The 25,037-nt window shown below is 70.4% G+C and carries 19 protein-coding genes and 1 pseudogene; 9 read left to right on the top strand and 11 right to left on the bottom strand.

What is annotated here, in order from left to right; translation table 11 throughout:
* Positions 1-56 precede the first annotated feature (56 nt).
* A complete protein-coding gene (locus tag AB0M62_RS16460; RefSeq protein WP_366074882.1) occupies positions 57-293 on the bottom strand; it encodes a DUF397 domain-containing protein in 237 nt (78 codons plus the stop codon).
* Positions 294-1,154, bottom strand: coding sequence for a helix-turn-helix transcriptional regulator (locus AB0M62_RS16455; protein ID WP_366074881.1), 861 nt, complete (start codon positions 1,152-1,154; stop codon positions 294-296). It lies immediately after the preceding gene.
* 204 nt (positions 1,155-1,358) lie between these two features.
* On the opposite strand from AB0M62_RS16455, the gene AB0M62_RS16450 reads away from it, so the two are divergent.
* Together AB0M62_RS16450 and AB0M62_RS16445 are read left to right on the top strand one after the other, a co-directional pair.
* On the top strand, positions 1,359-1,817 hold the full coding sequence (locus AB0M62_RS16450) for an ATP-binding protein (RefSeq protein ID WP_366074880.1): 459 nt from the start codon (positions 1,359-1,361) through the stop codon (positions 1,815-1,817).
* Positions 1,778-2,269 (top strand): hypothetical protein, encoded by a 492-nt coding sequence (locus AB0M62_RS16445; protein WP_366074879.1) that lies wholly within the window; start codon positions 1,778-1,780, stop codon positions 2,267-2,269. Before AB0M62_RS16450 ends, AB0M62_RS16445 begins: the two co-directional genes overlap by 40 nt.
* On the opposite strand, the gene AB0M62_RS16440 is transcribed toward AB0M62_RS16445, so the two are convergent.
* Entirely contained in the window at positions 2,257-3,201 is a 945-nt protein-coding gene (locus AB0M62_RS16440) for a helix-turn-helix domain-containing protein (RefSeq protein ID WP_366074878.1), read from the bottom strand. The genes AB0M62_RS16445 and AB0M62_RS16440 overlap by 13 nt on opposite strands.
* Before the next feature lie 231 nt (positions 3,202-3,432).
* Between AB0M62_RS16440 and AB0M62_RS16435 the strand changes: the two genes are divergently transcribed.
* From AB0M62_RS16435 to AB0M62_RS16415, 5 genes are all read left to right on the top strand, one after another.
* On the top strand, positions 3,433-4,104 hold the full coding sequence (locus AB0M62_RS16435; RefSeq protein WP_366074877.1) for a helix-turn-helix transcriptional regulator: 672 nt from the start codon (positions 3,433-3,435) through the stop codon (positions 4,102-4,104).
* A 99-nt stretch (positions 4,105-4,203) separates the two neighbouring features.
* The gene (locus AB0M62_RS16430; RefSeq protein ID WP_366074876.1) at positions 4,204-4,752 is read left to right on the top strand and encodes a toxin-antitoxin system, toxin component; all 549 of its coding nucleotides are present in this window, start codon (positions 4,204-4,206) and stop codon (positions 4,750-4,752) included.
* A gap of 3 nt (positions 4,753-4,755) precedes the next feature.
* Positions 4,756-5,955 carry an MAB_1171c family putative transporter gene (locus AB0M62_RS16425; RefSeq protein ID WP_366074875.1) on the top strand — a complete coding sequence of 400 codons (1,200 nt, stop codon included), beginning with the start codon at positions 4,756-4,758 and terminating at the stop codon, positions 5,953-5,955.
* On the top strand, positions 5,939-7,360 hold the full coding sequence (locus AB0M62_RS16420) for an FAD-dependent monooxygenase (RefSeq protein WP_366074873.1): 1,422 nt from the start codon (positions 5,939-5,941) through the stop codon (positions 7,358-7,360). Before AB0M62_RS16425 ends, AB0M62_RS16420 begins: the two co-directional genes overlap by 17 nt.
* Positions 7,361-7,439: 79 nt before the next feature.
* Complete coding sequence (locus AB0M62_RS16415; RefSeq protein WP_366074872.1) at positions 7,440-9,269, top strand: AMP-dependent synthetase/ligase; 1,830 nt, start codon at positions 7,440-7,442, stop codon at positions 9,267-9,269.
* A gap of 41 nt (positions 9,270-9,310) precedes the next feature.
* Here the strand turns inward: AB0M62_RS16415 and AB0M62_RS16410 are convergent, their stop codons facing one another.
* Genes AB0M62_RS16410 through AB0M62_RS16400 form a run of 3 tightly spaced genes read right to left on the bottom strand, consistent with a single transcriptional unit; the run spans position 9,311 to position 11,782 of the window.
* The gene (locus tag AB0M62_RS16410) at positions 9,311-10,105 is read right to left on the bottom strand and encodes an amino acid ABC transporter ATP-binding protein (protein ID WP_366074870.1); all 795 of its coding nucleotides are present in this window, start codon (positions 10,103-10,105) and stop codon (positions 9,311-9,313) included.
* Positions 10,106-10,112: 7 nt separating this feature from the next.
* Positions 10,113-10,901, bottom strand: a complete 789-nt coding sequence (locus AB0M62_RS16405) for an amino acid ABC transporter permease (protein ID WP_366074959.1) — start codon at positions 10,899-10,901, stop codon at positions 10,113-10,115.
* A 50-nt stretch (positions 10,902-10,951) separates the two neighbouring features.
* Positions 10,952-11,782, bottom strand: a complete 831-nt coding sequence (locus tag AB0M62_RS16400; protein ID WP_366074869.1) for a transporter substrate-binding domain-containing protein — start codon at positions 11,780-11,782, stop codon at positions 10,952-10,954.
* A gap of 370 nt (positions 11,783-12,152) precedes the next feature.
* On the opposite strand from AB0M62_RS16400, the gene AB0M62_RS16395 reads away from it, so the two are divergent.
* Complete coding sequence (locus AB0M62_RS16395; protein ID WP_366074868.1) at positions 12,153-13,274, top strand: ATP-grasp domain-containing protein; 1,122 nt, start codon at positions 12,153-12,155, stop codon at positions 13,272-13,274.
* A 72-nt stretch (positions 13,275-13,346) separates the two neighbouring features.
* On the opposite strand, the gene AB0M62_RS16390 is transcribed toward AB0M62_RS16395, so the two are convergent.
* The 4 genes from AB0M62_RS16390 to AB0M62_RS16375 all read right to left on the bottom strand — a co-directional run bounded on the left by AB0M62_RS16390 (position 13,347) and on the right by AB0M62_RS16375 (position 20,250).
* Positions 13,347-14,777 (bottom strand): M1 family metallopeptidase, encoded by a 1,431-nt coding sequence (locus AB0M62_RS16390; protein ID WP_366074867.1) that lies wholly within the window; start codon positions 14,775-14,777, stop codon positions 13,347-13,349.
* A 77-nt stretch (positions 14,778-14,854) separates the two neighbouring features.
* Positions 14,855-18,790, bottom strand: coding sequence for a Pls/PosA family non-ribosomal peptide synthetase (locus tag AB0M62_RS16385; RefSeq protein WP_366074866.1), 3,936 nt, complete (start codon positions 18,788-18,790; stop codon positions 14,855-14,857).
* Between the two features lie 564 nt (positions 18,791-19,354).
* Positions 19,355-19,579, bottom strand: a complete 225-nt coding sequence (locus AB0M62_RS16380) for a hypothetical protein (RefSeq protein WP_366074865.1) — start codon at positions 19,577-19,579, stop codon at positions 19,355-19,357.
* A 119-nt stretch (positions 19,580-19,698) separates the two neighbouring features.
* Positions 19,699-20,250 (bottom strand): SUKH-4 family immunity protein, encoded by a 552-nt coding sequence (locus AB0M62_RS16375; protein ID WP_366074864.1) that lies wholly within the window; start codon positions 20,248-20,250, stop codon positions 19,699-19,701.
* A 181-nt stretch (positions 20,251-20,431) separates the two neighbouring features.
* Between AB0M62_RS16375 and AB0M62_RS16370 the strand changes: the two are divergent.
* Positions 20,432-22,561: pseudogene (locus tag AB0M62_RS16370) on the top strand (UvrD-helicase domain-containing protein).
* A 185-nt stretch (positions 22,562-22,746) separates the two neighbouring features.
* Here the strand turns inward: AB0M62_RS16370 and AB0M62_RS16365 are convergent.
* Complete coding sequence (locus tag AB0M62_RS16365; RefSeq protein ID WP_366074863.1) at positions 22,747-24,807, bottom strand: hypothetical protein; 2,061 nt, start codon at positions 24,805-24,807, stop codon at positions 22,747-22,749.
* Positions 24,808-25,037: the final 230 nt, after the last annotated feature.

The following is a 25,037-nucleotide window of genomic DNA, read 5'->3' as shown; positions in this document are numbered from 1 at the left end:
GTTCGGCGAACAGGAACAGGAACAGGAACAGGAACAGGGTTGCGACGCAAGGCGGCTCACGTCAGCAGGAAATCGGCCTTTCCGGCCTTGGCTCCCTGGATGAATGCCGCCAGTTCGCTGTGGGTGCAGATCAGGGCGGGGCCGTCAGGGTCGGCGGACTGGCGCACGGCGACTCTGCCGTCGGCCAGCTTCATGGCCTCGATGCAGTTGCCGCCGTTGCCACCGCTCCACGGCTTGTGCCAGCCCTCGGCCGGAAGGTCGGCGGCGGGCATGCCGTTGTATATGGGGTCCATTCACAGCTCCTTGCGGAGATCCTTGAGAATCTCCTTCGTGCGTTGTGCAGTTGCCGCCTGAGCCGCCATGCGGTCCATGACCTCGAGGTGGGAGGCCACCTCGGTGCGCGCGTCCAGATAGACCGCGCCGGTCAGGTACTCGCTGTAGACCATGTCCGGCAGTTCGGGGACGGCGAAGCGGAAAAGGACGAACGGCCCGTACGTCCCGGGGTGGTGCCCGGTCGCGAACTCCGCGATCTGCAAAGTGACGTTGGGCAGCCGCGAGGCCTCCAGCAGCCGGTCGAGCTGCGCCGCCATGACGCCCGGCTCACCGACGGGCCGGCGCAGTACCGTCTCGTCCATCACCACCCAGAATTTGGGCGCCTCGGGGCGGGTGAGCAGGGACTGACGTTCCATGCGCAGGGCGACATGGCGTTCGATGTCGGCGGGCCCGGTCTGTCCGAGGGCCCCGGTGCGCATGACGGCGCGGGCGTAGTCCTCGGTCTGCAACAGGCCCGGTACGAAGTGGGGCTCGTACGCCCTGATGAGCGCGGCCGCGCCCTCCAGACTGACGTACATGCTGAACCAGCCCGGGAGGATGTCGTGGAAGCGCTGCCACCAGCCCGGCTTGATCGCCTCCTCGGCCAGCTCGACGAAGGCGGCGGCCTCCTCGTCGGTGATCCCGTAGGCCCTCAGCAGCAGTTGTACGTAAGGGATCTTCAGCGCCACCTCGGCGGTCTCCATCCGGCGGACGGTGGCCGGGGCGACCCGGAGGACCTTGGCGGCCTCCTCGCGTTTCAGACCGGCTCGCTCACGCAGATCCTGCAGACGCTTTCCGAGTACGACCTGACCCACGGTCGGTGCGGACCGCGGTTCACTCACTTCCGGACCTCCCCAGGCGCTGGTGCGAGCAGTGTGCCATGCCCTCGCGACTCAGGACACGCCACTCTGCAATTTCCAGAGTGCCTCTTGCCAAGTGTCGTAGGCAGCGGGAGAGTGGGCCGGTGCACCAGTTCGCACGGCTGCCGCAACCTGCCCCCGGGGAGACGAGGATCGGCGCCGCTTCCCCACCGTTAGGAATCGGTCGTGGCACCTGGTAACGCGCTCACCCCCCGGATCGTCGGCCTGTTCCCCGGCGACCGCGTCCGCCACTTCGGGTTCGAGCTGCCCGCCCGCGGCGAGTCCGTCGCCGTGGCCAGACACCGATTGCGGGAGTGGCTGCTCGGCCGGCAGATCGGCGCAGACACCCGCGACACCGCCGCGCTGATCGTGTCGGAGCTGGTCACCAACGCCGTTGTGCACACCGCCAGTGACCGGATCGGCTGCGAACTGACGGACAGCGCAGGCCGGTTGCGCATAGCCGTGCAGGACCAGGGCGTTGTGCCCACGGGCCCCCGGCTGCGCCGGGTGGCACCGGAGGAAGGCGGGCGCGGGCTGCTGCTGGTCGACGCGTTGTGCAGCGCGTGGGGAGCGCACCAGGACGGAAGCGGCCCCGGACCGGTCGTATGGGCGGAACTCCGGCACGGGACGGGAGGACCGTGCTGAGGCTCGTCTCCGGCTTCACCCGCAACCGCCTCACCCGCGGTCTCCCCACCCGCGGTCGCTTCTCAGGTGGCTGTGCACGTGGCCGCCGGGAGCGTGTGCGCCTCCCGCTCCCTCCCACGCTCGCCGCCACGCTGGGCTATGACGCCGTAGGGGTCCCGGCGCGGCACGGCTTCCGCCTCATGGCACGGCTGTCCCGCCCCGGCTGCGTGTTCTCCGACGGGGACTGGTGGTGGTGGATCGTTCCCGCCGGCTCGGACCAGGACCTCACCTGGCCCGCTCCCGCCCGCTACGCCGCGGGCGGCTATGTGCCTCGCGCGCAGCCCCGGTTGATCCGCCACCCGGGCGCCGGAGCGCCGTACACGCCGCCCATTCCGCTCTATCTGATGGTGTGCCAGCTGGCCGGCACGGCGCCCGCCTGGGCTCCGTCGGGCGCCGGCGGTCAGCGCGAGTGAGAGGGCAGCGCTTTCAGCCGCGGCGGGTCCGGCCGGGGCTCGGCCAGCACCAGGGTCATCCGGGTGAACCCACTCGCCTCCAGGGCCCAGGGCGTCTCACAGACCAGCCGGCAAGTGGTCCGTCCCCAGCGGGGGTCCGGGTGCCGGAGCGGCCGTTCGGCCCCGTCCCGGTACACGACGTCGGGTCCCACGGATCGGACCCAGTACGGCACGCCCTGCCGCAGCGCGGTGTCCATGATCGGGTCGCGTGCGATCTCCTCGCGTACGGCCAGCAGGCCGGGGTCGTCACCGTGCGCCTCCAGAGCCCCCGCGAACTGGGCGAGGAGTGGCAGGCACCAGCTCGTCTCATGGTCCGCGAGAACCGTGTGCGCGTCCGGGTGGAACAGCACGAACCGCAGCAGGTTGTGCCGGGGCATGGCAGTCGGGTGGGGCCTGACGTCCCGGAAGAGCGCGTCGAAGGCCGGGTTGGTGAGGGCGACGTCCCAGCGGTGGTCGAAGAGGACGGCGGGAAAGGCGACGGCGTCCATCATCGTGGCGTAGTTCCGCAGGTAGTCCTGCGTCTCCGCGTCGGCCACCATGGCCGCGGGCGCCAACGGCTCCCAGGACCGCGGGGGTTCCCGGTCGACGGCGAGCCGGAAGAGCCAGAACCGCTGCTGTTCGCTCATCTCCAGCGCCTCTGCCAGAGCCAGCAGCTTCCGGTCGGTCCACGCCTTGACCAGGCCGCGTTCACGGTTGCCGTAGGCCCGCACGCCGATTCCCAGCCGGGCCGCGATGTCGTCCTGGCTCAGCCCGAGTTCCTCCCGGCGCTGCCTGATGAGTTCTTTGAGCCGCGTCGTCCGGACCAGCCCGCGTACCGCGGCGTCACGGCCCGGCCGCTCCCGGCCGCGCCTCGGATGGACGCCGGGCCGCCCCACTGCTGCAAGGTTTGCCATCGCGAATCTTACCCTTCTCGCGGACGGACACGGGCGGGGGCGATCTTCACACCGTGTGGCGATCCTGCTACTCGCGGCGCTGGAATGTCAACTATCGTGGCAATTCAAGCCGCTTGGCACATCAATCGCGCCACAGCTGTGGCATGGCCTGGATGTCACCCGCGCAAGCGACTAGCCTCCGAGCAGCCCACTGTGTGCGCAGCGACCCCGCGTGATCTAGGAGACCTACCGGTGACAGACGGCTTCTCGGCTCCGGGCTCTGGTTCGGCGGCCACAGGTCTGCTGGCGGCGACCGCAGCCCGGGTAGCCGAACTCGCCGACAAGCTCGGACTGAGCCGCGCCGAGGTCTTCGACCTCAAGCGGCTCTCGGAGCAGTCGGGTGCGCCCGCCGACGTGGTGCGGGCTCTGCTCGAGGGGCGGCCGGCAGGTGAACCCGACCTGCAGGCAAGGTTCTTGCAGAGGTTCGACCTGTTGCGCAGGACCCGGCTGAAGCCCAACGGCCGCCGGTACACCCAGCAGGAGATCGCCGACGGTGCGGGCATGTCGCGTCAGCAGGCCGGCGCCCTGATCAACGGCGACCGGCGACCGACCATGGAGCACTGCGATGCCATTCAGAGGTTCTTCGGGGTCCACGCAGGCTTCCTCACCGCAGAGGACAGCGACGCGCTCACCGGGGCGCTGCAGCGCACCGAGCAGAAACTCCTCCAGGACCTCGCCGGTCATGGGCAGCCGGGAACTCCCGCGGCTCCGCCCGCCGACGATCCGATGGAACGGCTCCTGCTGGACCACGGCGTACGCGGCATCGCCTGGCGGGCGGCCCAGTTGCCCTCCGACAAGCACCGGGACAAGGTCACCGAATGGCTCGACATGCTCCTGGAGAGCGTCAAGCCCTCGCAGCCCTGACCCGGGTCGGCAGCCGGGGGTGAACCCGGCCCGGCAGCCGGAGACGGACCCGGCCGCGGAGCCGGATGTGGAGCCAGACCAGCGCCGACGGGGAGAACGGTGAGCATAGGCAAAGAGCAGCGACGGCTGTGCGGCGAACTCGTCGCGGGAATCGAGCTGCCCGTCCCGGTGGAGCCGACCGCCCTCTACTCCGCCCTGTGCGACGGAATGAGCCGGCGGCGGGGCCGGCCCGTCCAGTACCGGATGGCCTCCTTCCCACCGGGTACCGCCAGCGGGCTGTGGCTCGACATGGCGGACCGGGACCTGATCGTGATCGAGGAGCGAACCGCTCCCGACCACCAAGTGGTCATCCTCGGGCACGAGTTGTGGCACATGAAGGCAGGTCACTGCAGCCGCCACGTGGACGGCGCCGTCGTGGCCGCTCGACTGCTCTCCGAGGACGCCGACCTCGAGGCGACGGTACTGAAGGTCGCGGCCCGCACCCGCTTCGACCAGGCCGAGGAGAACGAGGCGGAAAGCTTTGGACTGCTGCTGGGCAGCAAGTGCCGACCCTGGCTCGCCGGTTCGAGCGCCCGCGGCCCGGTACGGCGGGACGTGCTCGCCGGACGCATCGAGGCGGCCCTGGGATACCGCGGGCCGAAGGGCTGAGACGTGGAAGGCCCCGACTACTACATACCGGCTGCCGCCATGGGCATCGCGCTCGCATTCAAGCTGCCCGGATTGGCGCGCGCCTGGCGCGACCCGCTGCTGCGTTCCGTATGCGCGCTGCTCGCACTGGCCGGCCTGGTGTTCTTCTTCGCAGCCCCGCCGACCATCGCCACGGTGAACCGCATCACCGGTGTCCCCAACCTCTCCGGCCCTCTCGTCTACAGCCTGCTCAGCGCCTTCAGCGCCTCCTGTCTGGTACTGATCGTCAACTGGCGTGGCGGGCCGCCGGAGCAGACGCGCCGTGTGTCTCGCCGGTGGATCGCCGGGTACGGCGTGGTGATCGTGGCGCTGGTGGTGCTGTTCTCGCTGGGAGAGGCCCCCGTCGAGCGGCTGCGGGACCTGGACACGTACTACGCCACCACGCCGTACATCCGCGAGATGATCACGCTCTACCTCGTGGCGCTCACGGTCGCGGGTGTGGCGATGACCGTCCTGTGCTGGCGCTGGTCCCTGCAGGTCCGCGGCTGGCTGCGGATCGGCCTGCTGATCATCGTGGTCGGCTATCTGTTCAACCTCGCCTACCTGGTGACCAAGTTCGCTGCCGTGTTCGCGCGCTGGGCCGGCCGGGACTGGGACGGACTGAGCACCGATGCCGCACCGGTCCTGGCCTCCGTAGGAGCCCAGATCAGCGCGGTCGGCTTCTGTCTTCCGCTGGTCTGCCAGCGCCTGGCGGATGTCTGGGGCACCTGGACCACGTACCGTCAGCTCGGGCCGCTCTGGCGGGAGTTGCAGCCGGTCACCCCCCGCCATGCCCGCGCGGTCCGGATCGCCCTGTGGTCCCCGGCCGAGCTGAGGGTGACCCAGCGGGAGTCCGACATCCACGACGGGATGCTCAGCCTGTATCCGTACTTCTCCCCCGAGGCGCGGGCGAGCGCGTACGACGCGGCCGTGACAGCGGGATCCGACCCGGCCCAGGCGCAGGCCGAGGCCGACGCGGCGATGGTGACCGCGGCGGTGCGGGCCCGGGCCGCCGACCCGGAGGGCAAGATCATAGACTCGGCCGGGGCCGTCACATCCGTATCGACCGTGAGGCCGCGCGATCTGGTGCGGATGTCCATCGCCTTGCGTCAGTCACCCGTCGTCGCAGCAGCCCGCGGGCATGCGGCCAGGCCAGAGAGCGACTTCCATGAGCGAGCCCGATAGAACCCGCCGGGGTGCGACCCTGCGTCGTGCCGTCGTCATTGGCGGAGGGATGGCCGGAATGCTGGCCGCCGCCGCTCTGTTCGGGCACGTCGACGAGATCACCGTGGTCGAGCGCGACACCCTGCCGGCCGGTCCCGAGCCGCGCAAGGGCCTCCCTCAGGCCCGCCACGTCCATGTGCTGTGGTCCGGCGGCGCCCGGGCGATGGAGCAGCTGCTCCCCGGGGTGAACGACCGCTGGCTGGCGGCCGGCGCCCGCCGCATCCCGCTGCCGACGGGACTGGTGTCCATGCAGTCCCAGGGGTGGTTCCGCCGCTGGCCCGAAATGCAGTCCATGATCGCCTGCAGCCGTGATCTGCTCGACTGGGTCGTACGCGAACAGGTCACCGCGAACCCCGCCGTCACCGTCCTCGAGAACACCGAGCTGCTGTCCCTGGAGGGAGACGCCGCCCGGGTCACGGGTGTCCGGGTGCATACGCCCCAGGACCAGGAGCGCACCCTCGAAGCGGATCTGGTCGTCGACGCGTCCGGACGCGGATCACGGGCCACCGCCTGGCTCGGCGCGCTCGGAGTCGCCCGTCCGCGCGTGGAGGAGGTCGACTCGGGCCTGGCCTACGCAAGCAGGGTCTTCCGTGCGCCCGAAGGCGCCGAGGAATTTCCCGTGGTCAACGTGCAGTCGGATGCGCGCGAACCCCGGCCGGGACAGACGACGACCATCGTGCCGATCGAGGGCCGGCGCTGGCTGGTGACGCTGTCCGGCACCCGTGGCGGCCAGCCCTCCGGCGCCGAGGAAGAGTTCGAGAGCTTCGCCCGCGGAGTCAGGCACCCCATCGTGGGCGAGCTCATCGCCCGGGCGGAGCCGCTCACGGACGTCGTGGTCACACGCAGCACCGTCAACCGGCGGCGTTTCTTCGAGAAGGTCAAGGGCTGGCCCGAGGGATTCGTCGCGGTGGGCGACGCCGTCGCCACCTACAACCCGGTCTACGGGCACGGGATGTCGGTGGCCGCCCAGGGCGCACTGGCCCTGCGCGGGAACCTCGCCGTACACGGTCTCCGCGCGCCCGGTCTGGCCCGGCGCGTCCAGCGCGCCGTGGCCCGTCCGGTCGCCGTCGCCTGGGACCTGGCCACCACTCAGGACATCCTCTATCCCGGGGCGGTCGGCAAGCAGCCGGGCCTGGGCGCCAAGTTGCTGGGCCGGTACGTCGACCGGCTCCTGTTGACCGCGACCGGCCGCCCGCTCATCACCAAGGCCTTCTTCGACGTGGTGACGCTGTCGGCGCCGACCACCGCCCTGGTCAGACCCGCGGTCGTGTTCGCCGTACTGCGAGGCCCCAAGCTCCCGCGCCTGACGGCCCCGCCCCTGACGGAAGCGGAACGAAAGCCTGCCCAGCGGACGCCGCAAGGCTAGGCAGCGATGTCGCTTACCGGTACGTTTCGCTCCCTGCGGTGAACGGTGCAGTCTGCAACTGGGGGAAGAGAGAAGCCGTATGCACGGAATTGGCGATCCCTGTGGCGCCGAACCGCTGCGGTCCGGGGGCCTCGCGGATTCGGTGTACGAAACGGCCGAACGCAGCCCTGACCTGGTCCAGTTGTCCCGTATCAGCGCGACGCGACCCGACGACTGGGAGCCGACGAGCGCTGAGCAGTTCCGCGACCAGGTCATGGCCGCGGCGAAGGGGTTCTTGGCCGGCGGCGTCCGGTTCGGCGACCGTGTGGCGCTGATGTCCCGTACCCGTTACGAGTGCACGGTACTGGTGTACGCGCTGTGGTCCCTGGGCGCCGAAATCGTACCCGTCTATCCCACCTCCTCCATCGAGCAGGTGCGCTGGATTTTGCACGACGCGCAGGTACGGGCCATCGTCGTCGAGCACGAGAACCAGGCGATGACCGTGGCGGCGGCCTGCGACGCGCAGTCGGAACTGGCCGCGATCTGGCAGATGGACATGGGGTGCGTGGCGAAGCTGACCGACCAGGGCCTCGGCCTGCCCGACGACCTGATCCACCGTCATCGACGTTCCGTACGGCCGGATCAGGTCGCGGCCATCGGCTACACCTCCGGAACGACCGGCACGCCGAAGGGCTGCCTGGTCACCCATGCCAACCTGGCCGCCGAGTGCGACATCCTGCTCGCGGGCTGGGGAGGGATTCTGGCCGAGCCCGGCGTACAGCCGTCCATCCTCAACTTCCTCCCGGTCGGGCACATCTACGGCCTGATGGTCGTGGTGAGCTGTCTGCGCGGCGGCGTCCGGCTGGGCCACCAGCCGGATCTGACACCCGAGGCGCTGCTGCCCGCCCTCGCGTCGTTCCGGCCGACTTTCATGTTCGCGGTGCCGTACATCTTCGAGAAGATCTTCCACAAGGCCCGCCGCACCGCCGAGGAGGCCGGCCGTGTCCGTGTCTTCGACAGGGCCGCGGACGTGGCGGTGCGGTACGCCGAGGCCGTGGAGCGGGAGTCCGTCGGCTCGGGTCCCGGCCCGAGTACCGCCCTGAAGCTACGGCACTCGGTGTACGACCGCCTGGTGTACGACAAGCTGCGCGCCGTACTGGGCGGCCAGGTGCGCAACGCCGTGTCCGGCGGCTCGACGCTCCGGCGGGAGCTGGGGCTGTTCTTCGCCGGTACAGGCGTCACCGTCTACGACGGCTACGGCCTCACCGAGACGGCCGGGGCGATCACGGCTCAGCCTCCCGGCAGGGTCAGATTCGGTACGGTGGGCCGCCCGTTGCCCGGCAGCGCGGTCCACATCGCCCAGGACGGTGAGGTGTGGGTGAGCGGCGACACGGTCTTCGCCGGCTACCTCAACAACGCCAAGGCCACCGAGGCGGCGCTGCGGGAGGGGTGGTTCGCCACCGGGGACGTGGGACATCTGGACGGCGATGGCTACCTCGTCATCACGGGCCGCAAGAAGGAGATCATCATCACCAGCGGCGGCAAGAGCGTGGCCCCGCTGGTCCTGGAGGAGCAGCTCCGCCACCATCCGCTGATCTCGCAGTGCCTGGTCGTGGGCGACAACAGGCCTTTCATCGCCGCTCTGATCACACTGGACCCGGAGGCGCTGACGCACTGGCAGCGCCTCAAGGGAAAAGAATCGGCAGACCAGGCGGCCATGACGGAGGACGAGCAACTGCGGGCCCAGATTCAGCGGGCGGTCTCCCGGGCCAACACCCTTGTCTCACGGGCGGAATCGATCCGCGCGTTCCGCATCCTGCCGAACGAGTTCTCGATGGAGGAAGGCCTGATGACACCGTCCCTGAAACTGCGCCGAGGCGCGATCACGCGGGCGTACGCGGCGGACATCGAGGCGCTCTACGCGCGGTGACGGGGGGGCTGCCCACCACCCCGGACCTGACCGGACTCGCCTCAGTCCTCCGGCTGAGCCGCTCCGGGGTTCAGCACACGGGCGAGAAACGCCCGGGTCCGGGCGTGCTGCGGTCTGGTCAGTACGTCCTCGGGGCTGCCCTGCTCCACCACCTGGCCGTCGTCCATGAACACCACACGGTCGGCCACATCGCGGGCGAAGCCCATCTCGTGGGTGACGACCATCATCGTCATGCCCTCGTCGGCCAGGGTGCGCATGACCGCGAGTACGTCTCCCACCAGCTCGGGGTCCAGCGCGCTGGTCGGCTCGTCGAAGAGCATCAGCTCGGGCGCCATCGACAGCGCCCGGGCGATGGCGACCCGCTGCTGCTGGCCGCCGGAGAGCTGGGCGGGGAAGCTGTCCTCGCGGTCGGCCAGTCCGACCTTGACGAGGTTCTCCCGCGCGATGCGGCCCGCCTCCTCCTTGCCGCGCCCGAGGACCCTGCGCTGCGCGATGGTCAGGTTCTCCAGCACGCTCAGATGCGGGAAGAGGTTGAACTGCTGGAAGACCATGCCGATCCGCCGACGTACCGCGTCCAGGTCGATGTCCGGGTCGGTCATGTCGACACCTCCGACGGTCACCGTGCCCCTGGTCGGCTCCTCCAGCAGGTTCACGCAGCGCAGCAGGGTCGACTTGCCGGAGCCCGAGGGGCCGATGACGCACACGACCTCGCCGGGTGCGACGGTGAAGTCGATGCCGCGCAGCACCTCCACGTCGCCGAACGACTTGTGGAGTCCGTGGATCTCGATCGCCGCGGCCGCCCCGGTCTCCGCTGTGGTTGCAGTCGTAGCAGTCATCGGACGCTCACCTCGCCTTTGCATGACGGGCCTCGAGGCGCCGTACGAGATAGCCGAGCGGGATGGTGACCAGGAGGTAGCACAGACCCGCGACGAAGATGGGAGTGGTGTTGGCCGTCGTACTGGCCAGGTCGCGGCCGAACTTCGTCAGTTCGCGCTGCTGCAGCGTCACCCCGAGGAAGAGCACCAGCGAGGAGTCCTTGAAGAGCAGGACGAGTTCGTTGGTGAGCGGCGGCACGATGATCCGGAACGCCTGCGGGATGACGATCGACCGCATCGCGGTGGCGTGCGACATGCCCAGGGTGCGGGCCGCCTCCAACTGCCCCCGCGGCACCGCCTGAATGCCCGCCCGGATGGTCTCGGCCATGTAGGCGGCCGAGACCAGACCGAGGGCGCAGGCGACCTGCCCGTACGTACCCCCGGGGAAGACCACCCCCGGGAAGGCCAGCGGGACGCCCACGCCCACGAAGATGAAGATCAGCAGAGCCGGCAGTCCGCGGAAGAACTCGATGTACGCCATGGCCAGCCAGCGGTACGGCGCGACGGACGACAGCCGCATCAGCGCCACGAGCAGGCCCAGTACGAGGCCCACCCCGAAGCCGGTCAGCGTGTACACCATGGTGTTCAGCAGTGCGACCGTGATGAGGTCGGGGAACAGCTGCTTGGCGACCTCCGGCTGCAGGAACTGCTCCTGGAGCGTCCTCCAGTCGGCCAGCGCGGCCACCGCCACCACGGCGACGAAGAAGACGGCGTACTGCACCCCGCGGGAGACACTGCGCCGGCGGCGCGGCGACATCCGCGGCCGCGCGCCCGTCTCCTCCCGGCCCTTCTCGGTGGTCGGCGCGGTCACGGTGCGTCGGCACCCTTCGGCATGGGCCCGATCCACTGCTCGTACAGCTTCTTGTAGGTGCCGTCGGCCTTGGCGTCCTTGATGGCCTTGTCGATCAGTTCGAGGAGCTTGGGGTTGCCGCCCTTGCGGACCGCGAAGCCGTACTGCTCACCGGTGTCGAGGTTGCCCACGATCTCGAACTTGGCGGCGTTGGCCGGGTCCTTGAGCCAGTTCTGGACGACCGGGTAGTCCTGCACGATGACGTCGACCTGACCGGTTCGCAGCCCGTTGAGCTCGGCGTCCGAACTCTCGAAGGACTGCGGATCGGCGCCGTGCTTGCGTGCGAAGTCCTCACCGGTGGTGGAGGACTGCGAACCGAGCTTGAGCTTCTGCTTGGTGATGTCCTCGATGGTGGCCGCCTTGACGCCCTTGCGGGCCAGCAGCGCCTGCGTGGCGTCGAAGTAGGGGACGGAGAAGTCCAGGTTCTGCTTGCGCTCGTCGGTGATCGTCATGCCGGCCGCGGCCACGTCGCAGACACTGGCGTTCAGGTCGGCGCCGGTCTTGATCGTCTCGAACGACTTGTCCACGATGACCTGCTCGACGCCGAGATCCTCGGCGACCAGGTCGATCATGGAAACATCGAAGCCGACCACCTTGCCGTCCTTCTCGGACTGGAAGGGCGCGTACGGCAGGTGCGTGCAGGTGGTGATCTGGCCGGCCTTGACGAGCTTGGCGCCCTTGACGGTCGCACCGTCGCCGCTGCTGCTGCACGCGCTGAGCGGAAGGGCCAGAGCAACGGCCGCGGATATCGCGGCGATCCGGCGGGAGGGCAGGCGGGACGGGCTCATAAAGTTCCCCCTGTGCACGAGGACGGAGGCGCGGTTCGACGTCGAACCGCGATCAAGGTGCGCACAGAATGTCGGAGCCCCGGCCGAAAGTCCACCCTGCCCCGGCGATCATCAACCGCTCTTGCGGAAACGTTCCGATCGTCCGCGCGCGCACCTCCGCCGGCCGCACCACGGCCCGGCTCAGCTGCGCAGGGAGCGGGCGGAATCCGTAACACGCCCGTTGCCATCCAGCGGCCGCCCGCGCCCTATGATCTCTCCAACACGGCCGCCGCGGACTCCGGTTCCCCTTCGGCGGTTCCGTGACACTCTCCTCCCCCTGCTGGACACGGCCGTACTCCGGCATGCCCGCATGCCCCGGAAGGCGGCCTGAATGGTCTCTCGCGTACGCGTCTGGCTCAACCGCACGTACGCGGAGAACGCCTTCTTCATCGATCAGCTGAGGAACAATCCGCGGAACCGCCCGGTCGAGATCCACGCCACGCACGGTGACCCCGACTCACCGGTGCTGATGGCCGCCGACACGGCGGCGCTCGAGCCCGAGGGGCTCTCGCCCGCCGCGTATGCCGAATACGCGCTGGACCACTGCGCCAGGCACGGGATCGACGTCTTCGTACCGGTACTGCACCAGGACGCCGTCGCCGCCCACCGCGAGGAGTTCGCCGCCGCCGGCACCGTGCTGCTCGCCCCGCCCGCCGAAGCCATCGCCGTCTTCCAGGACAAGGTCACCGCCTACGAGGCGGTCGAGGCTTTCGGCGTTCCGGTGCCGCCGTGGTGGCGGGTGAGCACCGAGGACGAACTCCTCACGGCTGTCGAAGCGATCGAGGCCACCGGACACAGGGCGTGCCTCAAGCCTGCCGCCGGGGCGGGCGGCACGGGCTTCCGGACCATCACCCGGGCCCCCTTCTCCCTGTTCCACCTGAGCGGTTTTCCGAGCTCCTACACTCCGCTGACTCTTGTCGTCGAGGCGCTGCGGCGTGCCGAGCACCCCGTCGACTGGCTGGTGATGCCGCGTCTGGAGGAGCCGGAGGTCTCGGTCGACTGTCTCACCGGGCCCGACGGCAAGGTCCGTATGGCGGTGGGGCGTACCAAGAACGGCCGCCGCCGCGGATTCACGCTCCAGCCCTCCTGGATCGAGCCCTCCAGACTGATCGCGGAAACGTTCGGCCTTCACTGGCTGACGAACATCCAGTTCCGCCTCTACGAGAACGAACCGGTCCTTCTGGACGTCAACACCCGCCCGGCGGGGGGCCTGCACCAGCTGTCGCTCTGCGGGCTGAACGCACCGTGGGCGGCGGTGAGCCTGGCTCTCGGCGAGGACCCCGGCGACCTGACGCCGGACCTGCTCGGCGCGGACTACGCGGTCGTCGCGGGCCCCCGTCCGCTGCGCCCGGTGATGCTCCCCCAGCAACGGGACTTCGCCGCCCGGATCACGGCCGGCGCTGCCGTTACGGCTTCGGCCACCCCGGCGCAGACGGGATCTCCGATCGTCTGATCAAGGCCCCGGCGGGAGTGAGCAGGGTTCGCATCACCGCCGGATGCCCCGGCAGGACTGGTCGTCGCCCTCCTACGCGGAGGTTCTGCCCGGGCCCGCGGAGCCGCCGTTCCGGGGCGGGTATACGGGCCGGGCCGGTATCCGCGGCATCTCGGGGACCGATGGCTGACCGGGGGTCGCGGGAGAGGGGAGCGGCGGGAGAGCCGTCTCGTACAGCCACACCGAGAACAGGTCGTCCAGCGGCTCCGCCGCGTAGCGGGCGACGTGAGTGGTGAAGGCGGTGGTGGTGACGACGCCGTGGCGGTGCACGGTGGCCCAGTCGCGCAGCATGCGGAAGAACGCGACATCACCCAGTGCACAGCGGATCGCGTGCACCGCGAGTCCGCCGCGCTCGTACAGACGGTCGTCGAACATCAGCTTCCGGCCCGGGTCGGCCAGACGGAGATCCAGCGGCATCGAGGCCAGCAGCCGGTGCGCGGTGGCGGCCAGCTCGTGCGCCCTGCGACCGCCCGCGTGCTCCGACCAGAGCCACTCTGCGTACTTCGCGAGCCCCTCGTTCAGCCAGATGTGACGCCAGTCGGCGATGCCCACACTGTTGCCGAACCACTGGTGCGCCAGCTCATGGGCCACGAGGCGCTCCGAACCGCGCGCGCCGTCCACATGGTTGACACCGAAGAACGAGAGGCCCTGGGCTTCCACGGGGACGTCCAGTTCCTCGTCGGCCACCACAACCGTGTACTCGCCGAACGGATACGGTCCGAACAGCTCCTCGAACAGCTGCATCATCGCGGGCTGGCGGGCGAAGTCGCGGGAGAACCGCGACAGCAGGTGCGCCGGAAGGTGGGCGGCCTGCGACACACCCCCGAGCCCCGGGTCACCGAGCAGCACCGTCTGATACATCCCGATGGAAAGGCCCACCAGGTAGCTGGGGGTCGGCGCGGCCTGCTCGTACACCCAGGTGGTGGTACTCGCCTTCGTGGTCCGGGTGAGGAGCCGCCCGACGGCCACCACCGTGTACGGGGACGGCGTGGTGATCGAGATCTGGTACGAGGCCTTGTCGGCGGGCCGGTCGTTGCACGGGTACCAGGACGGCGCACCGACCGGCTGGCTTGCCACCAGCGCGCCGTCGGTCAGCTCCTCCCAGCCGAGGCCGCCCCACGGGCTGCGTACCGGCTTGGGGTTGCCCGCCCAGTGCACCTCCACGGTGAAGGCGGCGCCTGCGGGGAGCGGCTTGGCCGGCCGGATACGCAGCTTGCCGCCCCGGTGGGCGTACTGCGGCGACCGGCCGTTGACCAGGACGCGGCCTGTCTTGAACTCGGCCAGGTTGAGCTGGAACTCGGTGAGCGCCGCACGGCCGGCGATCGCGCTGATCCGGGCCGTCCCGGCCAGCCGGTTGGGGCCGGGACGGTAGTCCAGCGTGAGTTCGTACCGGTGCACCCGGTAACGGGGATCGCCGTTGGCCGGAAAGTACGGGTCCGATGCCGCTGTCTTCTGGCCGCTCACTGTGGTGTCCGCTCCCTGCGCTGTGCTCGAACGACGTGCTCGTGTGCCGCCCCCGACCGCCGCACGGACCGCCCCTCCTAGGAGCGCCACGCCTCGATCGGGTTACCCAGCCAGCGGGAGTCGGCGGGGACGGATTCCCCAGCCATCACGAGAGAGGCGGGACCCAGGGTGCTGCGGGCCCCGACCGTACTCCCGGGCAGGACGATTCCGCCCGGACCCAGGGTGGCGCCCTCACGGAGGACCACAGTATCCGTCCTCAAGATCCGGTCGTGGAAGAGGTGGGTCTGCAGCACACAGCCACGGTTCACGCTGACCGCGTCGCCGAGTGTGACGAGGTCCATCTCCGGCAGCCAGTAGCTCTCGCACCAGACGCCCCGGCCGATCCGGGCCCCGAGGCCACGCAGCCACAGCGTGAGCAGCGGCGTACCGGGCACCGACCCGGCCAGCCACGGCACGGCCAGTACCTCGACGAAGGTGTCGGCCAGCTCGTTGCGCCACACGAAGCCGCTCCACAGTGGGTGCTCCCCCGCCCGGTGACGGCCCACGAGCAGCCACTTCGCCACCACGGCGAGGGCGCACGCGGCCACGCCCGCGGCGAACAGCGTCACTCCGGACAGCAGTGCCGCGCCCCAGATCCCCAGACCGCTCGCCGTGCTCAGCGCACTGAGCGCGGCCACGGTCGACACGGCCAGCGCAGCCGAGCAGAACACCGGTGCCAGTCGGCACAGCTCCACCAGGCCGCGCGCCCACAGCAGCCGCGCGGGCGGGTCGTACGTCCGGCTCTGGTCGGAGTCCGCGGCGGAGCGCGGCAGCCGGACCGGCGGCAGGCCCAGGTACGATCTGCCCTTCTTGGCCTTCTTCGGAGTCGCGGACAGGACCCCGACCAGCCCGCCTTCCGGAACGGTGCGGCCCGGCGCGGTCATTCCGGAGTTGCCCAGAAAGGCCCGGCGGCCGATCTCGGAGCGCCCGATACGCACCCATCCGCCGCCCAGTTCATAGGGAGCGGTCAGGGTGTCGTCGGCGAGGAACGCGCCTTCGCCCACGGTGGTGAGGCTGGGCAGCGCCAGGACGGTGGACACCTCGGCGCCCCGGCCGACCTTCATTCCGAGCAGCCGCAGCCACACCGGCGTGATCAGCCCGGCGTACAGGGGGAAGAGCGTCTCCCGGGACAGGTCCATCAGCTGTATGACGGTCCACGACTGCCAGCCGACGCGGCTGTGCGTCGGATGGTTGCCCGTGCGCAGCCCGAGGCTGAGCAGGCGTACCGCGATCAGCAGCAGCAGCGCGTACGCGAGGCCGAAGGCCAGGGCCGCGGGAACCACCGCGAGCAGGGCTCCCCGCAGGGCTTCGCCGAGCGCGGCGTCGGGCGCCACGAACCGGCTCGTCACGAGAAGAGCGGGCAGGGCGGCGAGCAGGGGCAGGGCCGTCAGGCCGAAACCGGTCGCGCCGTATATGGCGCGCCAGTGGACCGCGCGCGGCGGTCGCTGCTTGGGCCAGTCGCGCTTGGCCTTGCCCAGTTTGCCGGCGGGTGCTCCGGCCCACCGCTGTCCGGTGGGAATCTGCCCGACCACGGCGGAGCCGGGGGCCACCTCGGCCCGCTTGCCCACGCGCGCACCGGGGAAGAGCATGCTGCGGGTGCCGACCACCGCACCCGCACCGACCTTGACCGGGCCGACCTCGAGCCGGTCCCCGTCCAGCCAGTGCCCGGACAGGTCCACCTCGGACTCGACGGCGCAGCCCCGGCCCAGCTTGAGCATGCCGGTCACCGGCGGCAGTGAGTGCAGGTCCACCTCGGGCCCGACCTTGGCGCCGAGTGCCCGCGCGTAGCGCTCCAGCCAGGAACCGGTCAGTGAGGTGGCGCCGCTGAACTCGGCCAGGCGCTCGGCCGTCCACAGCCGCAGGTGTACGTTCCCGCCGCGCGGGTATCGGCCGGCCCTCACCCCGCGCAGCAGCAGACGCGCGCCGCCGGCGGCGATCGCGAGCCGCCCCGGCGGGCTGAAGAACAGCGCCGCGCCGGCGGCGACCAGCCACCATGAGGCGGTCGGCGCCCAGGGGTAGGGACCGAGGCGGTGCAGCACGTTCCCGAGTGCCGCCAGCGCCACGGTCCAGCGCAGGCCGACCAGAGTGAACAGCGGGATCAGCAGCAGCAGTTGCGTCACCTTGGCCCGCAGCGGAACCGGCGCGACGGTACGGGTGGCGCCGTCGTCCTGGACGGACTTCTCCAGGCGCCGGGCCAGCTTGCGCAGGGTGGGCTGCTGGTAGATGTCGAGTACGGCGGCGCTCGGGTAGCGGGTGCGCAGCCGGGTGGTGAGCTGGGCGGCGGCGAGGCTGCTGCCGCCGATCGCGAAGAAGTCGTCCGCGGGGCCGGTGACGGTCACACCGAGGGTCTCGCTCCACTGCTCGGCGAGCCAGGCCTCCGTCCCGTACAGCTGCTCGGCCGGGCCGCTGGTCTCCAGGTCGGGCCGGGGGCACCTCCCAGCGGTAGCTGGGGGAGGCCAGGGCAGCGCGTCCCGGTCCACCTTGCCGGAGGTACGGGTCGGCAGGTCGGCGACGGGCGCGAGCAGCGGCACCAGGGCGGCGGGCAGTTCGGCGCGCAGCTTTTCGACGGCAGCGGCGTGGTCCCAGCCCTCCTGGGTCACCAGGTAGCCGACGAGCAGCTGGTTGCCGCTGCGCGCCGTGCGTACGGCGGCGGCCGCGCCGGCCACGCCGGGCAGGGCCTGCAGGGCGGCGTCCACCTCGCCCAGCTCGATCCGGCGGCCGCCGAGCTTGATCTGCTCGTCCCCGCGGCCGAGGAAGACCAGGCCCTCGGGCTCCGCGCGGACGAGGTCTCCGCTGCGGTAGGCACGCTCCCAGCCGAGCGATTCCAGCGGGGCGTACTTCTCGGCGTCCTTTTCGGGGTCGAGATAGCGGGCCAGGCCCACACCGCCGATCACCAGTTCACCGCTGCCGCCCATCGGCACGGGCTCCCCGGCCTCGTCGACCACGGCCAGCTCCCAGCCGTTCAGGGGGAGGCCGATCCTGATCGGTTCGGCGCCGGTGAGGAGTGACGCGCAGGCGACCACGGTGGCTTCGGTGGGGCCGTAGGTGTTCCACACCTCGCGGCCCTCGGTGACCAGGCGCTGGACCAGCTCGGGCGGGCAGGCCTCACCGCCGAAGATCAGCAGCCGGACCTCGTCGAGCGTCCCGGGCTCCCACAGGGCGGCCAAGGTGGGCACGGTGGACACCACCGAAATGTCCTGCTCGACCAGCCACGGGCCGAGGTCGGCGCCGCTGCGCACCTGCGAGCGTGGGACGGGCACCAGACAGGCGCCGTACCGCCAGGCCAGCCACATCTCCTCACAGGAGGCGTCGAAGGCGACGGACAGTCCGGCCATGACCCGGTCGCCGGGGGCGATCGGCTCGTCGGCGAGGAAGAGCGCGGCCTCGGCGTCCACGAAGGCGGCGGCGCTGCGGTGGCTGACGGCGACGCCCTTGGGTTTGCCGGTGGAGCCGGAGGTGAAGATGACCCAGGCGTCGTGCTCGGGGCGGGGCGGGGCGGCGGGAGCGCCCTCATGTGCGGTGCCGCTGGCGCCGACACTGATGCTGTGTCCGACTCCGATGACGGCCCGCACCCCGGCCTCACCGAAGACCAACTCGGCCCGCTCGTCCGGGTCCTCGGCATCCACCGGCACATAGGCGGCGCCGGCGGCGAGCACGGCGAGGATGGCCACGTACAGGTCGTTGGTGCCGGACGGAACGCGGACGCCCACCCGATCGCCCAACCCCACCCCGGCAGCGGCGAGCCGGCGTCGCAGGCCCTGGACCTCGACGGACAGCGCACGGTAGGTGAGCCGCGTGGTCCCGTCGTCCAGGGCGAGCTCGTCCGGGTACTCCCGTACCGAGGCCTCGAAGATGTCGACGAGCGTGCGCGGCGCGGCTGCGGGCCCGGCGGAGAAGCGGGCCGCCTTGCCGAACTCCTGGAGCGTTTCTTCCTCGAGCAGCGTGAACTCACTGCTCTCTGGCGTGGCTGCCATCGGGTCCTCGCGTCTCGTTCCCGGAGCATCCGGGCCGCTGGTGGTCCCGCAGGTATGCCTGGGGTTGTTCCGGTCCAGCGCCAAACAACCCGATGCATTGTAGTGCGGCGCCAAAGATTTCCAGGCTGAAGCCTTGCGCTTGGCCGGGAAGGGACGCTAATGGCGGGCTCGGGGCGGCACGGGGCACGTTGTCTGCCACGGGTCCGCTGCGTGCCGACGTCGGCACCCAGGTGGCCTGCTTCACCGCCGAGGGCGCCATTCGCGCCATGGTCCGTGGTAGCCACAAGGGCATCTGCCGCCCTTTGTCCGTACTGTGGCACGCCTGCTGCCGATGGGCAGCCCTCCAGGGCAGAACAGCCGCGGCTGGCACGCGCTCGGCCGCGCGCTGCCCCTTGCTGTCCTCGGAACGCCGGTCGCGGTGGAACATCGGTACAAGCAGGCCCGCGAAACAGCAGCACTCACTCACGCGACGCAGCCGCGCAGTCCGCCGCAGCCCACGCGACCGAACTCGTCCGTCACTGCCTGGCCGACGCGCACGTACCGGCCGCACTGTGCGCCGCACTGTCAGCACTTCGCTCCGGCAGCGCGGTCGTTGTCGACGACGAGTACGGTCGCCTGGCCGCTGCACTCCGTCAGTCCGTCGACCATCCCGCGGACCGGGCCCGGCTCACCCAACTCGCACCGGACTCCGCCGCACAGTCCGCCCTCCTCGGCGCTCTCTACGTCGCCGCTTCCTTCCCCTGAGTCCTCGACACCTTGGGCCGGGACATGCCGGCCGAGACGACCCACTCGCCCAGTGGCGTTGGAGTATGCCGAGGGCTGGGATCCGTACTGGCTGAGCCGTTACCCCGGCTGGTGACGTGGCTGGACGAAGTCGCAGAGCGTGGGCTGCGCCGGCCGTCTCGTACTCACCACTCCCCTTGGATGATTTCTTCGTAGATGATGTTCCACTCGGAGATCGGGTCCACGAAGGGGAGTGCGTCGAACTCTTCGATCTGTGCCCGCATTGCCTGGGCTAGCGCTTCCTCGTCCTCTGTGGAGTCTCGCTCCGCGTGGAACTCCTGGAGAGCGCACAGCGCGTAGACAAGCGACTCCACGTTCCGGTGCATCAAGAGGTGCCGGTCCGTGCCGTCCGGAAACGCGTAGACCCTTGCGCTCGCCGGGTCGAACGCCAGCAGAGAGTCAAGGAAGTAGCCGAGAGCGAGCCAGTTCTCGGCGCCCGGAGGGCATGGGCGCTGCCGTGCGGCGAACCTCTCGGCGAGGCGCACCGGGTCCTTGTCGGGGGCGGTTGTGTCGATTCGTGAGAGGAAGAGGTCGTCGTGGGGGAGCCCCACATCCTGCAGGAATTCGACCGAGGATGACGTGCCGGGGTCCACGGGCTTCGTCTCGCGCGGGAACAAGACGACTCCTTGCAGGCCGAAAAGGCGAATAATATCTTCGGTATTGATGGCGTAGCTCACGCGAGCATCTCCCTGGCGATCCATCTGGCGGACTCCATGATGTCCCGCAGGTCGTCAGGCACCTGTATGCCCATCGGCCACACTCCCGCCATGAGGTCAAGCCCGGAAAACGAAAAGTGTTCTTACGGAAGCCCCGCAGGCAGGGCTCCTAGTGCCCGTGCTGTACCCAGAACGGAACACCATGCCGCACCTCGCCTTCGACATAGGCTTCTGCGCCCAGCTCGGCAAGCTCCAAGGCACGGTCAAGCAGGGCGTCTTCGATGCCTGGGATAAGTTCGAGCGCCTCACCCTGGAACAGCTCTTCAAGGACCAGGGTTTGAAACTGGAGGCGCTGAAGCAGGCCAAGGACCCGCAGATCCGGACCATCCGCATCGCCCAGGGCACGCGCGGCGTCGTCCTCGCCCCGGACCGTGGCGACACCTTCGTCCTGCTGCGCGTGATGCCGCACGACAAGGCCATCGCCTGGGCGATCAAGCAGAAGGCCAGCATCAACGCGGTCACCCGCGCCGTCGAGATCCGCGACATCGCGATGCTCGACGAGCTCACCCCCGCCTACGAGCGGATCGCCGCCGCACCCGACCAGCGGCTCTTCTCCAAGGTCGCCGACGGCGACCTGACCGCCCTCGGCATCGACGAGACCACCCTTCGCCAGGCCCGTGCCCTCACCAGCAAGGAACAGCTGAAGGTCTTCGCGCCCTACTTCCCGCAGGACCAGCGGGAAGTGCTGGAGTACCTCGCCGAGGGTTTCAGCGTGGAGGACGTCTGGCGCGACCTGGTGTCCGTCAGCCTCCCCACTGCCTCCGCCGATCCGGTGGACACGAGCGACTACGAGACCGCCATCGGTCACACCCGCACCCGTATCGCCCTCATCACCGTCTCCGACGAGCTGCGCGACATCCTCGACAAACCGTTCACCGCCTGGCGGATCTTTCTCCACCCCTCCCAGCACAGGGTTGCCTACCGGGCCAGCTACTCCGGACCGGCGCAGGTGACCGGAGGCCCAGGCACCGGCAAGACCGTCGTCGCCCTGCACCGCGTACGACACCTGCTGACGTTCCTGCGCGACGGCGAGCGCATCCTGCTGACCCCGTATACCAACGCTCTCGTTGCCGCACTGCGCAGCGGGCTCGCCGCCCTCGTCGAGGACGAGGGGCTGCGCGAGCGTGTGGACATCACCACAGTCGACGCCCTGGCCAGCCGAGTCGTCTCCACGTCTCGCCGCCGCTGCGGGGCGGCGAGGAGGAGACCCGCTGGGAGCAGGCCGCGCACGCCACCGGCTTCACCGGCACCGCCCAGTTCCTCGCCCAGGAGTACAAGCACGTCGTCCTCGCCCAGAACCTGCGGAGTCCGGAGGAGTACGAGGCCGCCGACCGGCGGGGGCGGGGCAGTCGGCTTCCGGCCGCCGATCGTCCGCTGGTGTGGCGTACGGTCCAGGAGTTCTCCGACCGGCTCGCCGCCGACGGCCTGCGCACGTACCTGGGAACGTGCGCAGAGGCTGCTGACCTGCTCGAGGCGAAGGGGCCGCTGTACCGGCACATCGTCGTCGACGAGGCCCAGGACTTGCACCCCACCCAGTGGCGGCTCCTGCGCCCCTCTGTCCCCGCGCGCCCCGACGACCTGTTCATCGCCGGCGATCCCCACCAGCGGATCTACGACTCGAAGGTGTCGCTGAAGGCCGGCATCAAGGTCGCGGGCCGCTCCACGAAAATGCGGAGAACTACCGCAGCACGCACGAGATCCTCAGCTGGTCCACCGCCCTGCTCGTCGGCCGCCCCATCGCGCAGCTGGAGGACGATGACCGCAACGAAACACTGCTCGGCTACCGCTCGGCCCTGCACGGTAACGGACCGACCGTGCAGGCGACGGCTTCGGAGGAGGCGGAATTCGACGCACTGGTCTCGCAGGTTCGCGCCTGGATCGACGGCGGCGTCGATCCTGGCGAGATCGGCGTCAGTACCCGCTTCAACAAGACCTGCGCCAAGGCAGTCGCGCGTATGAAGGCTGCGGGCATCCCGGCCGAGCCACTGCGGGCGGACGCCTCGGAGGAGGCGGCGGTCGTACGAGTCGGGACCATGCACTCGTTCAAGGGCCTTGAGTTCCGGTGCGTCGCCGTCATCGGCGTCAACGACGCGGCGCTGCCGTTCCCTCGCGCGGTCACCCCGTCGACGTGGACCGGCTCCAGCATGAGACGGACCTGATGTCCGAGCGCTGTCTGCTCTTCGTCGCGTGCACACGGGCGCGGGACAGTCTGTACGTCTCGTGGTCGGGGCAGCCGAGCCCGTTCCTGACGGAGGCGGATGCCACGGCTTGAGCGCTCGGGCGCTCCCCGATGATGCGGCCGCTCACGGCGCACGGCGCCTTCCGACTGCTGCCCGACGACCGCTGACAGCCGGTTCATGGTGGTCCGCGAAATGCCGGCGATGGGCTTGCGCCACACCGGGCCCGGCCGGGCGGGCCGTGCCTGTCGACGGTGAGATGTTCGAGGTCAGCGTCCGCTCACCGTCGCCGCTTGCCGCCCCTGCCCTTGTCCTTGCGTCCACTTCTCCGGTGGATGCGACCGATCTGGGCGGCGGGCCGTCGGGCGGACTGATCGGCCACCTCCTTCAGATCCGCCATCCCCGCCCGGTCGGGGTGGCCGGAGGCCAGGGCCGCGGCCAGGGTGTCGCGGGCGGGGACTTGCTGACCGCTCAACATCTCCAGGACTCCGTCCGGCCCCGCCGTCTCCAGGAGCTGGAGCAGGCTCTCGGCGACCATGAGGAGGGTCTCCGGCTCAGTGAAATCATCGGCGTCGAGGATCTCGCGCCGGACCAGGACGCTGATCGCGGTGGGCGCGAGCAGCGGGTCGCCGCGCAGACCCCGGGCCACGGTATCGCCGTCGGGGTGCGCCTCGACGAGCACACTCAGCATGGCTTCGGTACGGGTACAAAAGGGGCAGGCACGCAGCGCGTCGGTCAGCCGTTCCAGCGCCACGGCCGGGCTCGGCCGAGCGGCGATCCAGGTGGCGAGTTCGGTGCGCGCGGAGTCCGGATCGTAGTGGTCGGCGAGGACGCCGAGAAGTCCGGCGGCCGGGGCGTCGACGAGCTCGCCGAGGAGCGGTGCGTCGCGGCCCTCGGCGAGCAGCCGGCGCCGTACCGAGTCGTGACCGAGTGCGGTGAGTCGGATCAACTCCACTGGTCCGCTGGTGAGTTCAGCCTCGTGGGCACCGGCACCGGCACGGGACTCGGCGTCCGGGTCCTGGAGGCGGGCGACCGTGCCAAAGAGTTCCGCCAGCTCGGGCGGCAGTCCGGCGGGCGGCAGCTCCGGCGCCGCGCTCAGCGGTGTCTCGACGAACACCGGGTCGGCCATCCCCTCGTACCGCTCGATCGCGCCCAGGTCCTCAAGGGCGTCGAGCACGAGGCGCAGATCCCGGTCGGCGGCTTCGCGCAGCATCGCCGACCCGGTGCCGTATCCGAGATGCGTCGAATCCCGCAGCCGCGGCCAGGGCATGGCGTAGGGCAGGCTGTAGAGGGTGTTGAGGATGTCGGGCACCACCTGCTCGAAGCTGTCGCAGACCATCGAGGGGAAGTGCCATCCGCTGCGGGGCGCGACCAGCGGATCCCGGAGACCGGTGAAGGTCTCGAATGCGCGCCGCCATAGTGCGAGTGGGTCTTCGAGGAGGGGCCGCGCCTTGGCGACGGCGTACATCCTCCCCTTGACGATCCGTACGATCCTGGCCTTCTTCGCCCACTCGACCGCGAGCCCGAGCCGCGGCAGTTGCGCCGACGAACGGACTCCTTCCACGCTATCGCCCGTGCCCAGCTCGGCCACGAGCGCCCGCGCGTCCGCGATCCGCAGCGTGCCGGTCGCGGTGACCGGCCTCCCTTCGCTGCCCGCCCACGCACTGATCCCGCGCATCCACGGCAGCACCGCGGACTGCTCCGCGAGCACGCGCAGCTCGTCCTCGGTGGGCAGGGCGACCGGCAGCTGCGGCTCGGCGCGCTCCCCCTCTGCCGGTCCGTGCGCGAGCCGGCGCGCCATTACCTGGTCCAGCACCTTTTCGTCGTACGCGACCTCCCCGCGCCGGGCCCGCTCCACGAAGTCCTGCAAGGCCTCCGGGTCGTGCACGTCCGTGCCCTGCTCGGCGGCCGTGGTCACCCAGAACTTCGACAGGCCCCAGCGGGACCGGTCGGCCATGGCCGGCCCGTAGCGGGGCCTCGCGGCCTCGATCGCCGAGAGGTTCTCCGCCAGCGTGGCCCCACGCGGGTCGGCGAGCCCCATCGCGTCGAGGTAGCGCAACAGGAGTGCGAGCGTGCCGGGCATGTCCCCGGGCTCGTCCCCCGGCAGCACGGTCACCGTCCGTGGCAGCCACTCCAGCAGAAAACCCTCGACGTGCCGGGGCTCCCACAGTCCGAGCCGCCCGTCGCGCGTACCGCGCTGCCGGTAGTCGAGTGCCGCCTCGACCCCGAAGCCGTCCAAGCGGTCACCGCGCTCGTCCGCCCACCGCCCCATCCGATGGATGAGGAGCCCGCACGCGGCCTCGAACTCGTCGGTCTCCTCGGGCGCGAAATACAGGCGCATCACTCAGGTCCTGCCTGTCGTACGGTCATCACTGAGCAGCACGTTACCGGGAGGCGGTCACGCGTACGCGGGCACGAGGGTGGCCGTCACCCGGCCCGGCGACGGCTTGGCCGGCCCGGCTGCACCGGGACCTGATCGGCGAAGTTCCGCTCGTCGACCTGCGGGCCAGGCCCGACTACCTTCGATCGGCTGCGGCGAGGGTCAACAGTCCGCGGCCCGCTTCGACGTCC

Origin of the sequence: Streptomyces sp. NPDC051219 (assembly GCF_040682335.1) — a bacterium.
Lineage (GTDB): Bacteria > Actinomycetota > Actinomycetes > Streptomycetales > Streptomycetaceae > Streptomyces.
This window is presented reverse-complemented; position numbering and strand designations above follow the sequence as displayed.

Bases quoted from the DNA above. Each gene is read 5' to 3' on its own strand.
- AB0M62_RS16460 (WP_366074882.1), bottom strand. From the start codon at position 293: ATGGACCCCATATACAACGGCATGCCCGCCGCCGACCTTCCGGCCGAG.
- AB0M62_RS16445 (WP_366074879.1), top strand. From the start codon at position 1,778: ATGGGCGGAACTCCGGCACGGGACGGGAGGACCGTGCTGAGGCTCGTC.
- AB0M62_RS16440 (WP_366074878.1), bottom strand. From the start codon at position 3,201: ATGGCAAACCTTGCAGCAGTGGGGCGGCCCGGCGTCCATCCGAGGCGC.
- AB0M62_RS16420 (WP_366074873.1), top strand. From the start codon at position 5,939: ATGAGCGAGCCCGATAGAACCCGCCGGGGTGCGACCCTGCGTCGTGCC.
- AB0M62_RS16415 (WP_366074872.1), top strand. From the start codon at position 7,440: ATGCACGGAATTGGCGATCCCTGTGGCGCCGAACCGCTGCGGTCCGGG.
- AB0M62_RS16410 (WP_366074870.1), bottom strand. From the start codon at position 10,105: ATGACTGCTACGACTGCAACCACAGCGGAGACCGGGGCGGCCGCGGCG.
- AB0M62_RS16405 (WP_366074959.1), bottom strand. From the start codon at position 10,901: ATGTCGCCGCGCCGCCGGCGCAGTGTCTCCCGCGGGGTGCAGTACGCC.
- AB0M62_RS16400 (WP_366074869.1), bottom strand. From the start codon at position 11,782: ATGAGCCCGTCCCGCCTGCCCTCCCGCCGGATCGCCGCGATATCCGCG.
- AB0M62_RS16395 (WP_366074868.1), top strand. From the start codon at position 12,153: ATGGTCTCTCGCGTACGCGTCTGGCTCAACCGCACGTACGCGGAGAAC.
- AB0M62_RS16385 (WP_366074866.1), bottom strand. From the start codon at position 18,790: ATGGCAGCCACGCCAGAGAGCAGTGAGTTCACGCTGCTCGAGGAAGAA.
- AB0M62_RS16365 (WP_366074863.1), bottom strand. From the start codon at position 24,807: ATGCGCCTGTATTTCGCGCCCGAGGAGACCGACGAGTTCGAGGCCGCG.